Source organism: Pseudomonas sp. G166, from assembly GCF_037027455.2.
Classification (GTDB): Bacteria; Pseudomonadota; Gammaproteobacteria; order Pseudomonadales; family Pseudomonadaceae; genus Aquipseudomonas.
This window is the reverse complement of the sequence record NZ_CP146985.1, coordinates 4,764,166-4,776,694: the sequence shown is the minus strand read 5'-3', so window position 1 is coordinate 4,776,694 and position 12,529 is coordinate 4,764,166. Positions and strand designations below refer to the sequence as shown.

The window sequence follows — 12,529 nt, the reverse complement described above, 5'->3', positions numbered from 1 at the left end:
GGGCGGGACATGACGCCTGATTCAGGTATCGCGCGGCCTTTGGGCGTATTGGTTTACAGCACCGTCCGAGGACAGGAATTCATCAATCGGAATATGCAATGGCGGATTCAACCCACCCATCCGGGCGCTGAATTCACACGCCGCTCCTTGCTCCCCTGTCGTGAAATACACCGGAGCGAAGCCGGTAGGCGTATCGATCAGCATCGGGTTGTGCAGCAGGAATTGGCGTACCCCCGGGCTGTCGCGGTGGACTTTCAGTCGCAGGAATTTGTGCCGGAAATGGTTGGGGGCCGGACATACCTGGGCGCCCAGTTTTCGTTTCCACTGGAATATGCCTTTGGAGATGAAGGCCTCGGTCCCGAAAAGATCCATGGCTTGGATAGCGCTGCTCCTGGCGCAGTGCTGGAGCATCAGGTGATACAGGTTCTTGAACGCGCCGTTGTCGTAGTGCTCATCGGCCCCTTCATCGACGCCCAGCAGTCGTGTGGTGAACACGCCGCCACACAGGGTAAATAGGCATCCGGCTACCGGGCCTGAGGACGATTCGGACAAAAACAGCCCGCCTTGCCTGGCGATGTGCAACGCCAGCGCCAGGGGCTCGGTCCGCGCTGCGTCAGCGTGCCGTTTGGCCATGGTCGGCAAGTGCATCCGACAGTAGAAACGGCGTACTTCAGCTTCATCCGTCGTGATTCGCGCGCGCCATTGCTCCTGGTCGAACGACGACGAGAAGCGTGGTCGCTCGCGTTTTGAAACGGCTTGCTTGACCGATTCGAGGTCGGGAGTCGGAATCGCGAGGTGAACGCGAAAAGGCAGGATCAGCTCGCGTGGGCCCACGGGAGACCCGCGTACCGAGGTGCCTAGCAGCGCAATATCGGCGGCGCCGTCGTGGTCATCCTGCCAACGTACTGGCCCGGGGAAGTCTCGTGACCGCAGGACGTCCATGAGCTTGAGAATGTTGGTCAGCCCTTGGGGAAGGCCCGCGTAGGAAATGGACGGCGCGTGCGGACACGTCGGCACTGTACTGGTCACGGTGCCGGTTTTTGGCGCCCATGAATCCAGTAGCCTGTGCATGTGGATGACCCCAGGATGGGACGAGTTTCTCCAACCATATCGTATCGCCGTCGCAAGCCTGGCTGGCATCGTCATAGCCATCCCTCCAGCGAGCTCACCCAGGTCCCAAGGTCAGTGCCGTTTACCCGGGTATCGGGCGGCGCCATCGTCCCCATGCCCACGCGAGCGTCTGATGAAAGCTCCAGTACGTCATCACGAATATCCCATCCCTCGGCCATGCACTCCTGACGGTGTCTGGCGCGGACTTGATTCAGGTCCGCCCCCGAAAGCTTGATACAGGGCTGCGCTGCGCGCCCCAGGCTTACAGGCATCGCCCCGGTTTCCACGCCGACGCCGGGCAGGCATGCGGTCACCGAGGGCGACATGGCCAACTCGGCGATCAGCGATGCCGCTGCCGTGGCGCCTATGTCGTTGCGTTCCTCTCGGGATAAGGCCCGCCGCCGATCAAGCGCTTCGATGCACGCAGCCATGGGTTCTTGGATCAGGCCACTCGTTGCGTCGTACATCAATGGCATTTTCCTGGGGGTTTTCCCAAGGTGCGAATGGTGAGCCAGAGCCTGAAAACGGTCACCTTGACTGCCAAAGTCCTGGGCCCAGTTCAAGGTCTGGGCGTTTCCCAGGCCCGCGTCGAACGGGGTTCCGAGCAAGCGCGCGACAGGGTTGACGAGTTCGGGGTAACAGGCATTGAGCAACAACCCGTCATTGCCGCATGAATGCGCCGCCCTGGCGACGTTGGTTGCGATGGGAAGTTGGAGTGGTAGCGTCGAGCCGAAAGGCGCTCCGGCCCCGGGTCCCGATCCGTACGGCGAGTACGCCGATGCCGCAGACACGATCACGTCCGGCTTGAACGAGGCCATCAACGCCTGAAGGTTTGCCAACCCTTCCTCGCCCAGCAGGGTGCGCATCGGAGCCTGCCGGACGCGCGGCGCCGCAAAGGCGTTGCCCGCAGACGAGGCGAGCCGGGCATCCCGGTAACACTGGACGATTTGCGCACCTTCATCGAGTACACCGCAAAGGTGTGCAAGCAGGGTCCGCGCAAACCGTCCACGCCCGATAACGAGCACCTTCACCGCAGCGTTTTCATTGCCGCTCATCGGGCGCGTCCTTGCAGCCCGCCGCTCGCGCTGATTTGCAGGCGCCGCAGGTGGCGTCGACTGTCCTGGAACGCGTTGCGCGCATGGAGCACACGCCAGTTGTCCCATAGCAAGATGTCGTTCTGCGCATAACGAACCCACACTGAGTCCGACTGATAGCGTGACTGCCAATCGTGTTGCAGGGTGGTCGCGATCACGTCGTTCTCGTGCAAGAGGTTATTGCAGGAGAACCGCACTATGCGGCCTGAGCCGGTGTCCTCGAGAATCGGATGCTCGGTGCGTAGATCCAGCCCCTGCCGTTGTATGCCCTCGGTGGTTTTCCAGGCATACACAGTCTTCAACAGATGCTCGCGCGAGGTGTCATCGAGCGCATCGATCCATGGCTGGGTCAGTGCAAGCGTGGTTTCCCCCCCGTCGCCCTCTGCTGGGACCACACACCAAAGCATGATGTAGCGGGGCGGCAGGTGCTTGAAGTCGTATCCCTCGGTGTGGGGGGTGAGCGGTTGATGGTTGCCAGCGTGGTAGACGTCATCCATGCCCGGTTCGGGACGTACATTGCCTACAACCGCTCCGCCGTAGTTCGGCACGAAGCTGCCCAACCGTCGACCGAAGCGGATGTAGTCAAATCCATCCGGAATGTTCACGACTTGTACGTAGCCGTGCTCCTCCAGGAGCGACTGAGCGGTGGCATGCAGGTTTTCAAGAGGGATGGGCTCATCGTTGAAGTCGATGGCCGAGACAATACTAATCGGCGAGTTCATCCAAGCATTCTCCCTCTGGTTCGCTCGATAAGGTCATCCAGCGCTTGGGGTTGATCCTGGTGCAGGCGTGTCAGGTGTCGATGGGGTACCGGGTCAAAATCGCTATCGGTATAGCTGCCGCTGTTATGGAGCACGACCGACCCGACGCCCTCCAGCAATCCCCGCGTATGGGCCAGCCTTGCTCCGGTGGCTGCCATTAATAACGAGTGCTCTCGCAGGCGACCCGGATCGTCTGGCAAGCGCACGTCGGTGTGTGCGAGCGCCTTTCGGACTTGGTCATAGCCCCTTTCACATTCGATACGGCTGACGACGATCCCTGTGCCTCCATGCTGAGCGATGTAGCCTTCCATCTCCGGCTGCGTTACAGGTGCGGAGGTGTAGAACGTCGTGTCGATGCATTCGTCGATTCGGTGGGTTTCAGTAGGGAAGTGCGCCGAGTCTGTTTGCTTGAAACGCCCATTGGCACCGGGGTGGTACTGGGGGAGCTGCGTTCGGTCAAAAGTGCCTCGCGTCAGATGCAGGACCATGTCAGGGGTGTCGAGGTGTTGAACGAGCAGGTAACCGGGCCGTAGCGGTGCGTCTGGCCACCTTCGCGCCCATCCTCGACTATGCCCTATCAACCCGAACGCACTGGACACGCTGTGTGTGTGCCAGCGACGGACCTCCGGTGCGAAACGGTCAATCTCCAGAAAGGCCCGCAGTTGATCGGCGAGGACGTAATTGTCCAGCGAGAGCGTGAACCACAATCGTCGCTTCGATGCCACGGAAGGAAGCCTGCGAGCGGCGCTGGAAACCATTTTCTTGACTGTGTCGCGAGTCGACGTTTCAACCGTCACGAGTGGATTGAGGGCGCGCAGCCGGTCGTCCGACGATAGGGGGCTATCCCACAGTTTGAGCTGCGCATCCGCTGGCACCACGCACACGATATTCAGGGTGTCTGGAGAGGCCAGTCCGAGCTCGTAGGCGCGGTATACCGCAGCGCGCAATGCGGTCGCTTTATTTCCTGAAGAGGGAGTGACAATGGTGACCGCCTCGCCGCTGCGACGACTGTGTTCGATCGCTCGTGCCACCATGAGCAGGGAAGGATTGGTCTTGGTCGTACGGGTTCGTTCGAATCTCGACATATTGAGCAAGATGGTTTCAATGCCCAAACCCAAGTCAATCAATGAGTAACTTATCGAAGACGCTGCAAAAAACTGCTTTATCTGCGGGTCCAGTTCCGGCAGGTATCGGGGACTGAATAGTTCATCTCCAGCCTGCTCCAGATGATCAGTGGAGGCACGCAGTTCGTTGCAGATCTGATCGTAATAATCACAAATCGGATTTTCAATAAGAGTGGTCACGCAAATACTCCGTAGCGAATAGCTAAGTTCTGGCGGTAGCCATTAGTTTGATATTGGATCCAAAATTTAAATTCCTCAGCGAGACTAGACATGAAGTTTTTAAAAAACAAAATATTTTTTGACTTTATTGGTTGGGCTGTCATAACGCGTTGGTAAATAAGATTTTTTTATAAAATGAAAATGCGGTAACGAAATGGTACGTACGGTCGGGGAAACGAAGCGGTGTAAGGTTCAATCTTTTTAAGCAATATTTTTTTATTTAAATCGATCGTGTAGAAATAAGACCTTATAAGCAAATCTTGCCATGACTGAAGATGGGACTAGGCTATCCGTAAACTTCTTCGGCACGCACCAGCGCTGTGTCGTGGGGATGAGAACAAACTAGAGTGAGTCACCTATGAACACTAGATTCTTTGCAGAGGCTCGACGTGAAAATGCGGGCATTATGCTTTTGCCTCCGGACGCGCTTCTTCCTACCGAGGAGTTTATTGAAGCGCGGGTGCAGCAAGTCGCCCACGAAATTGCAAGCCACGGCTTTTGGTTGCAACCGATTCTGGTAGAGCGCGGATCGTGGGTCATAATGGACGGTCACCATCGGCGTGAGTTTGCACGGCGGACCTCGTTGAAAGTGGTTCCCTGCTTATTGCTCGATTATTCACAGGTCGAACTTGAATCCCGTCAAGCGGGCATTGAAGTGACAGCCCACGAGATTATTGCCAGGGGCCTGGAAGGTCGTCCTTATCCGCCCAAGACAACTCGGCATATCATGAACGCTAGGCTGCATGTCGAATGCAGATATGCCTTGGCCGACTTGGCCGAGTCAGTGCCTGTCGATTAAAGAAACAGGAAGGAAACCTGATGTTCGAACAATTCTCTCTCGATACCGTCGTCCTGCCTGAGGCGACGTTGAGGGTCAGGCATGGAGGCAGGGGTTCTCCCGTCCTATTGCTCCATGGTCATCCTCGTACGCACGCGACTTGGCACCGGGTAGCGCCGTTGTTGGCGCAGCACCACACGGTGGTTTGCCCCGACCTGAGAGGGTTCGGTCGTTCCTCCAAACCTGCCGATACGCCGGACCATGCCGGCTCCTCGAAACGTGCCAAGGCCCACGATTGTATTGCGCTGATGCGCCATCTAGGACACCAACGGTTCTCGGTTATCGGCCATGATCGGGGCGCTTATACGGCCTTTCGCATGGCCATGGATCATCCCGACGCCGTAACCCACCTCGGGGTACTGGACGGCGTCCCCATCATCGAGGCACTGGAACGCTGCGACGAGCGATTCGCCTCCATGTGGTGGCACTGGTTCTTCTTCATGCAAGCCGAGAAACCGGAACAAGCCATCCTGGCCGATCCAGATGCATGGTATGGCGGCTCTCCCGAGAAAATGGGGGCACTTGCCTATGAAGACTACAGGGCCGCCATTCATGATCCCGAGACGGTCCATGGCATGCTTGAGGATTATCGTGCAGGCCCGGGGATCGACCGCGACCACGATGAGGCGGACCGCCACGCCGGGCGCCGGATTGCGTGTCCAACCATGGTCCTGTGGTCCAGGCGTGATGATTTGAAACTGATCTATGAGGACGTGTTGGCCGTTTGGGAGCCGTGGACGACGAAACTGCAAGGGCGTGCGCTGGACTGTGGTCATCACATGGCGGAAGAAGCGCCCGAGGCGTTGGCTGCCGAAATCCTCGGGTTCTTGAACGGCGAATCGCACTAGGGCATACCGGCACTTGCTTGCATGATTGACGGCTGTCCGCGACGGCACGGTTAGACATTCAGATGCATCTCCCAATATATGGGATGCATTTTTATATATTGAGATTTCCATGGGTCCAGGTTTATAGTCCGCCCCACTCACTGCCAAAAAACAGAACAGGTGAAGCGGATGCAGGCGCAATTGATCGCGCTCGACTGGGGGACCACCTCACTACGGGCTTACAAACTCGCCGCCGGAGGCGAAGTTCTGGACCAGCGCTCGCTGTCGTCGGGGATCATGCAATTGCCCGCCGGGCCGCGAACCGTTGCCGGCCAGGTGTGCATCGACGGCTTCGAATTGGCCTTCGATGAGGCCTGTGGCGATTGGCTCGATGCTCAGCCGGGCCTGCCCGTCATAGCCTGCGGGATGGTCGGCAGCGCCCAGGGCTGGCGCGAAGCGCCTTACTGCGACACGCCGGCCAACGTCGCCAATCTCGGACATTCCCTACAAGTCATTCGCAGCCTTCGTGGTGTCGATGTGCACATCGTGCCTGGCGTAATCCAGCGTTCACGGCTGCCCAACGTCATGCGCGGCGAAGAGACCCAGGTGCTCGGTGCGTTGCACGACCTGCCGGACGGAGCGGTGCTGATCGGCCTGCCCGGCAGCCACTCGAAATGGGTGGAAGTGACCGACGGCTGCATCGTGCATTTCGACACCTTCATGACCGGCGAGATCTTCGCCGTGCTCAGTGATCACAGCATTCTCGGTCGCACCCAGCAGCGCGGCGCGACGTTCGACGGTCAGGCCTTCGATCGCGGCGTGCAGGTGGCGTTGTCGGTGGGCGGCGAGATCGGTCCGTTGTCCACCGTGTTCAGCGCCCGCAGCCTGGGCTTGACCGGCGAACTGGCTGCCAGCGCCCAGGCTGACTACCTCTCTGGCCTGTTGATCGGCCATGAGCTGACAGCGCTGGCTACCGTGCAACGTCGGCGGCGCGACAGCATCCACTTGCCCGCAGTGGTGCTGATTGGCAATTCCCAACTCTGTGCCCGTTATCAACGGGCTCTCGACGCCTGCGGTTTCGCCCGGGTGACCATGGTCGAACAGGCCACTGAACGTGGTTTGTGGCAACTGGCCGTGGCGGCCGGGCTGCTCGATTCCACCGCATCGCGTTAAACCTGACTGGAGGTCTGACATGCTCACACAAGCACTGGCGCACAATGGGCTGATCGCAATTTTGCGTGGTCTGCGCCCGGAAGAGGCCGCCGCTATCGGCGAAGTCCTTTATAGCGCCGGATTTCGCGTCATCGAAGTACCGCTCAATTCCCCCGAGCCGTACGAAAGTATCCGCATCCTGCGCAGTACGTTGCCCGCCGATTGCCTGATCGGTGCCGGCACCGTGCTGACGCCGGAACAGGTCGAGCAGGTGAAAGCCGCTGGCGGACAAGTGATCGTCATGCCCCACAGTGATCCGAAGGTGTTGCGGGCAGCGAAAGCGGCAGGGCTGTACCTGTCCCCTGGCGTCGCCACGCCCACCGAGGCTTTTGCCGCCCTGGCCGAAGGCGCCCATGTGCTGAAGATGTTCCCGGCCGAGCAAATGGGCCCGGCGGTGGTCAAGGCCTGGCTCGCGGTGCTGCCGGCCGGGACCGTGCTGGTGCCGGTGGGCGGGATTACCCCGGACAACATGGCGGTGTTCGTCGAGGCTGGCGTCAAGGGCTTCGGCCTCGGTTCCGGGCTGTTCAAGCCAGGCCTGACGGCAGATGAGGTGGCGGTGCGCGCCAAGGCCTACGTGGCCGCGTGGAATGCCTTGAACTGAAGACTTTTCCAGCGCCCCGTGCGCTGCATCTGATAAGAGAGACAACAAGATGAAAATCACCAAACTGACCACGTTTATCGTTCCGCCGCGCTGGTGCTTCCTCAAGGTCGAAACCGACGAAGGTGTCACCGGCTGGGGCGAACCCGTGGTCGAAGGCCGTGCCCACACGGTGGCGGCGGCCGTCGAGGAACTGTCCGACTACCTGATCGGCAAAGACCCACGCAACATCGAAGATATCTGGACGGTGTTGTATCGCGGCGGCTTCTACCGGGGCGGGGCGATCCACATGAGTGCCCTGGCGGGTATCGACCAGGCGTTGTGGGACATCAAGGGCAAGGCCTTGGGTGTGTCGGTCAGCGATTTGCTCGGTGGCCAGGTGCGCGACAAGATCCGCGTGTATTCGTGGATCGGCGGCGACCGGCCGGCGGACACCGCGCGGGCGGCGAAAGAGGCGGTGGCGCGGGGTTTCACGGCAGTGAAAATGAACGGCACCGAAGAGCTGCAATTTCTCGATACCTTTGAAAAGGTCGACCTGGCCCTGGCCAACGTCGCGGCGGTGCGCGATGCGGTGGGGCCGAACGTCGGCATTGGCGTGGATTTCCACGGCCGCGTGCACAAGCCAATGGCCAAGGTGTTGATGAAGGAACTCGACCCCTACAAGCTGATGTTCATTGAAGAACCGGTGCTCAGTGAAAACTACGAAGCCCTCAAGGAATTGGCGCCGCTGACCAGCACCCCGATTGCCCTGGGCGAGCGGTTGTTCTCGCGCTGGGACTTCAAGCGTGTACTCAGCGAAGGTTACGTGGACATCATCCAGCCGGATGCGTCCCATGCCGGTGGCATCACCGAAACCCGCAAGATCGCCAACATGGCCGAGGCCTACGACGTGGCGCTGGCGCTGCACTGCCCTCTGGGCCCCATCGCCCTGGCAGCGTGCCTGCAACTGGATGCGGTCTGCTACAACGCCTTCATCCAGGAGCAGAGCCTGGGCATCCACTACAACGAGAGCAACGACCTGCTGGATTACATCAAGGATCCGCAGGTGTTCGACTACGACAAAGGCTTCGTGAAGATCCCCAATGGGCCGGGCCTGGGCATCGAGATCAACGAGGAATACGTCATCGAACGCGCGGCCATAGGCCACCGCTGGCGCAACCCGATCTGGCGGCATGCCGATGGTAGTTTTGCCGAGTGGTGAGTCACGCCTGACCCTGTGGGAGCGAGCTTGCTCGCGATGGCAGTGCATCAGTCACACATGCGCCAACTGACACGCCGTCATCGCGAGCAAGCTCGCTCCCACAGTTTGATCTTCGCAAGCAGGGAGATCTTCTTCGATGCACCCGATTCCTCAATAAACATAAAAAGAGGCACCTCACATGCAAGCGCACACCCTGAGCGCGCAAGCGTCGTTGGTGACGCCCAGCCGCAAGCGTTTTTTCATCATGGTCCTGCTGTTCATCACCGTGGTGATCAATTACCTGGACCGCAGTAACCTCTCGATTGCCGCCCCCGCGCTGACCAGCGACCTGGGTATCGATCCAATCCATGTCGGGCTGATTTTCTCGGCGTTCGGCTGGACCTATGCGGCCATGCAGATTCCTGGTGGCTGGTTGGTGGACCGGGTGCCTCCGCGCATTCTTTACAGCGTGGCGCTGCTGCTGTGGTCGGTGGCCACGGTGATGCTTGGCTTCGCCGCCAGTTTCATCGCGCTGTTCGTGCTGCGCATGGCGGTGGGTGCCCTGGAAGCGCCGGCTTATCCGATCAACAGCCGCGTGGTCACCACCTGGTTTCCCGAGCGCGAGCGGGCCACGGCCATCGGTTTCTACACCTCCGGGCAGTTCGTCGGGTTGGCCTTCCTGACGCCGGTATTGGCCTGGCTGCAACACGCCTTCGGCTGGCACATGGTGTTTGTCGCCACGGGCGCGGTAGGCATTATCTGGGCGTTGATCTGGTACGCGGTGTATCGCGAACCACGGGACTTCAAAGGGGCCAATGCGGCTGAAATCGAACTGATCCGCGAAGGTGGCGGATTGGTCGATATCCAGGCCGATACCGCGAAGGCCAAGGCGAAATTCAGCTGGGCCGACCTGGGGATCGTCCTGACTCAACGCAAGTTGTGGGGCATTTACCTCGGCCAATTCTGCCTCAACTCCACGCTGTGGTTTTTTCTGACGTGGTTCCCGACCTACCTAGTGAAATATCGCGGCATGGACTTCATCAAGTCCGGCCTGTTGGCATCGTTGCCGTTTCTCGCAGCGTTCGTCGGCGTGTTGTGTTCCGGATTCTTCTCCGACTGGTTGATCCGTCGCGGTGCCACGGTGGGGTTCGCTCGCAAGCTACCGATCATTGGTGGCCTGTTGATTTCCACGTCGATCATCGGTGCCAACTTTGTCGAATCGACACCGTTGGTGATCGCTTTCCTGGCCCTGGCGTTCTTCGGCAATGGCCTGGCGTCGATCACCTGGTCATTGGTTTCGACCCTGGCACCGGCACGGCTGCTCGGATTGACGGGTGGGGTGTTCAACTTCATCGGTAACCTGGCGGCCATCGCCACGCCTATCGTCATCGGCTTTCTCGCCAGCGGCGATTCGTTTGCCCCAGCCATCACTTATATCGCCGTTCTGGCATTGATTGGCGCGCTGTCCTACATCCTGCTGGTGGGGAAGGTCGAGCGCATCGAGTTGTAGTCCGACGGGGCGGGCGACCATAATGCCGCCCGTTCCCCGCTCACTGTTGAAGGCCGGTTATGCAGCAAGACGATCCCAAAATCTCCAAGGATGCAGCGCCCACAGGCACCCAGACATTGCTGCGTGGCCTGGGTGTGGTCCAGGCGGTCGCCAGCGGCGCCCGTGACTTGAAGGAAATTGCCCGGTTGATCGGCACCACCCGCAGCACTACCCATCGCCTGGCCAGTTGCCTGGTGGACGAACGTTACCTGCGCGTCGTGCCGCAAGTGGGTTACCTGCTGGGGCCCAAGCTGATCGAACTGGGTTTCCAGGCCCGGGAAGAACTGCCGCTGGTGAGCCTGGCGGGGCCGTATCTGGACGAGCTGTCGGCACTCACCGGCGATACCGTTCACCTGGCGATTCGCGAGGGTGACGAAGTCTTGTACCTGCTGAAAAATCCGGGGCGTAATGGCCCGGAGATGCGCTCGCGCGTAGGCCATCGCATGCCGTTGGCGCGCACCGGGATCGGCAAGGCGCTGATGCTCGATGACACGCAGGAACAATGGAAGCGGCTGTATGAAATCAGCCTGCCGGCCGTCGGGAAGAATCAGTTCTGGCCCCAGCATCAGGAGCAATCCTGGGAACAGTTCCAGCAACGGATGGTGGAATACGTGGCGGGGGGCTATGCCTTCGATCTGGAAGACAACGAACCGTCGATTCGTTGCGTGGCGGCGCCGATCCGTGACGCCGGCAAGCGCATCGTCGCCGGTATCAGTATCGCCAGCACCGTGCCATACATGCCGCTGGAAAAAATGGCCGAGCTGATTCCCCTGGTCAAAGGGGTCACAGCCCGGCTGTCGGCGGAGCTTGGCGCCAAGGTTTGAGGATCAGGCCTTGAGTGTCGCCATGTCGATGACGAAGCGGTACTTCACATCCCCAGCGATCATGCGGCTATAGGCCTCGTTGATCTGACGGATGTCGAGCATTTCAATGTCGCAGCTGATGTTGTGTTCGGCGCAGAAATCCAGCACTTCCTGGGTTTCTGCGATACCGCCGATCAGCGAACCGGCCAGTACCCGACGGCCCATGATCAGTTTTGCGGCATGGACCGGCGGATCAATCGGTTCGACCAGACCCACCAGGATGTGCACACCGTCAAAACGCAAGGTGTCGAGGTAGGGATTGAGGTCGTGCTGCACTGGAATGGTGTCCAGCAGGAAGTTGAAACGTCCGGCGGCAGCGGCCATCTGCTCGGCGTCGGTAGACACGATCACATGGTCCGCACCTTGGCGACGGGCTTCCTCAGCCTTGCTCGCCGAGCGGGTGAACAGCGTCACTTCCGCGCCCATGGCCTTGGCGAACTTGATGCCCATGTGCCCGAGGCCGCCCATGCCCAGTACGCCAACCTTGTCGCCAGCCTTCACGCCATAGTGCTTGAGGGGCGAGTAGGTGGTGATGCCGGCGCAGAGAATCGGCGCGGCACCGGCCGGATCGAGGGTTTCCGGGATGCGCAGCACGAAGTGCTCGCTGACCACGATGCTGTTGGAGTAACCGCCCATGGTGTGGCCGCCGCTGATACGGTCCGGGCTGGCGTAGGTCTGGGTCATGCCCTGGTAGCAGTATTGCTCCAGGTCCGCGCGACAGGCTTCGCACTCGCGGCAGGAGTCGACCATGCAACCAACGCCCACCAGGTCGCCGATCTTATAGCGGGTGACATTCGCACCGACGGCGGTAACTTTGCCGACGATCTCATGGCCGGGCATCAGCGGATAAACGGCGATGCCCCATTCATTACGGGCCTGGTGGATGTCGGAATGGCAGACGCCGCAGTAGAGAATGTCGATCGCCACATCGTCGGCTCGCGGGCTGCGGCGTTCGAATTTCATGGGGGCGAGGGGAGTGGTGGCCGACTGGGCGGCATATCCGATGGCAGTGTACATAGTGGACCTCGCTAAGCAGTGAACAGTGAGACGATCCATTCTGGGAGTCTTGCCGGATTGAGGCGATGGTGATTCCTACGTATGTCATGCCTATTTCTCCGGCGCTGGCTATGATTTGATCTCTACGAGACGCAGAC

12 protein-coding genes are annotated in these 12,529 nt (G+C 60.0%); 7 read left to right on the top strand and 5 right to left on the bottom strand.

Annotated features, from left to right (window positions below):
- Positions 1-21: 21 nt before the first annotated feature.
- The 4 genes from SGN16_RS20875 to SGN16_RS20860 all read right to left on the bottom strand — a co-directional run bounded on the left by SGN16_RS20875 (position 22) and on the right by SGN16_RS20860 (position 4,269).
- The gene (locus tag SGN16_RS20875; RefSeq protein WP_335945839.1) at positions 22-1,071 is read right to left on the bottom strand and encodes a hypothetical protein; all 1,050 of its coding nucleotides are present in this window, start codon (positions 1,069-1,071) and stop codon (positions 22-24) included.
- A 71-nt stretch (positions 1,072-1,142) separates the two neighbouring features.
- Positions 1,143-2,165, bottom strand: a complete 1,023-nt coding sequence (locus SGN16_RS20870) for a hypothetical protein (protein ID WP_335945838.1) — start codon at positions 2,163-2,165, stop codon at positions 1,143-1,145.
- On the bottom strand, positions 2,162-2,926 hold the full coding sequence (locus tag SGN16_RS20865) for a TauD/TfdA family dioxygenase (RefSeq protein WP_335945837.1): 765 nt from the start codon (positions 2,924-2,926) through the stop codon (positions 2,162-2,164). Before SGN16_RS20865 ends, SGN16_RS20870 begins: the two co-directional genes overlap by 4 nt.
- Positions 2,923-4,269 (bottom strand): DUF6002 family protein, encoded by a 1,347-nt coding sequence (locus tag SGN16_RS20860; protein ID WP_335945836.1) that lies wholly within the window; start codon positions 4,267-4,269, stop codon positions 2,923-2,925. Before SGN16_RS20860 ends, SGN16_RS20865 begins: the two co-directional genes overlap by 4 nt.
- A gap of 397 nt (positions 4,270-4,666) precedes the next feature.
- Here SGN16_RS20860 and SGN16_RS20855 point away from each other — a divergent pair, with 397 nt between their 5' ends.
- The 7 genes from SGN16_RS20855 to SGN16_RS20825 all read left to right on the top strand — a co-directional run bounded on the left by SGN16_RS20855 (position 4,667) and on the right by SGN16_RS20825 (position 11,336).
- The gene (locus SGN16_RS20855; RefSeq protein ID WP_335945835.1) at positions 4,667-5,107 is read left to right on the top strand and encodes a ParB N-terminal domain-containing protein; all 441 of its coding nucleotides are present in this window, start codon (positions 4,667-4,669) and stop codon (positions 5,105-5,107) included.
- Between the two features lie 20 nt (positions 5,108-5,127).
- On the top strand, positions 5,128-5,994 hold the full coding sequence (locus SGN16_RS20850; protein WP_335945834.1) for an alpha/beta hydrolase: 867 nt from the start codon (positions 5,128-5,130) through the stop codon (positions 5,992-5,994).
- 168 nt (positions 5,995-6,162) lie between these two features.
- On the top strand, positions 6,163-7,146 hold the full coding sequence (locus SGN16_RS20845; RefSeq protein WP_335945833.1) for a 2-dehydro-3-deoxygalactonokinase: 984 nt from the start codon (positions 6,163-6,165) through the stop codon (positions 7,144-7,146).
- A 19-nt stretch (positions 7,147-7,165) separates the two neighbouring features.
- Positions 7,166-7,786 (top strand): 2-dehydro-3-deoxy-6-phosphogalactonate aldolase, encoded by a 621-nt coding sequence (locus SGN16_RS20840; RefSeq protein ID WP_003204208.1) that lies wholly within the window; start codon positions 7,166-7,168, stop codon positions 7,784-7,786.
- Positions 7,787-7,835: 49 nt separating this feature from the next.
- Positions 7,836-8,984 carry a galactonate dehydratase gene (gene dgoD / locus SGN16_RS20835; RefSeq protein ID WP_003179439.1) on the top strand — a complete coding sequence of 383 codons (1,149 nt, stop codon included), beginning with the start codon at positions 7,836-7,838 and terminating at the stop codon, positions 8,982-8,984.
- 178 nt (positions 8,985-9,162) lie between these two features.
- Complete coding sequence (locus SGN16_RS20830) at positions 9,163-10,473, top strand: MFS transporter (protein WP_210639790.1); 1,311 nt, start codon at positions 9,163-9,165, stop codon at positions 10,471-10,473.
- Between the two features lie 59 nt (positions 10,474-10,532).
- Positions 10,533-11,336 carry an IclR family transcriptional regulator gene (locus SGN16_RS20825; protein WP_335945832.1) on the top strand — a complete coding sequence of 268 codons (804 nt, stop codon included), beginning with the start codon at positions 10,533-10,535 and terminating at the stop codon, positions 11,334-11,336.
- Positions 11,337-11,339: 3 nt separating this feature from the next.
- Here SGN16_RS20825 and SGN16_RS20820 read toward each other — a convergent pair whose 3' ends face one another.
- Positions 11,340-12,392, bottom strand: a complete 1,053-nt coding sequence (locus SGN16_RS20820; protein WP_210639788.1) for an NAD(P)-dependent alcohol dehydrogenase — start codon at positions 12,390-12,392, stop codon at positions 11,340-11,342.
- Between the last annotated feature and the right edge of the window lie 137 nt (positions 12,393-12,529).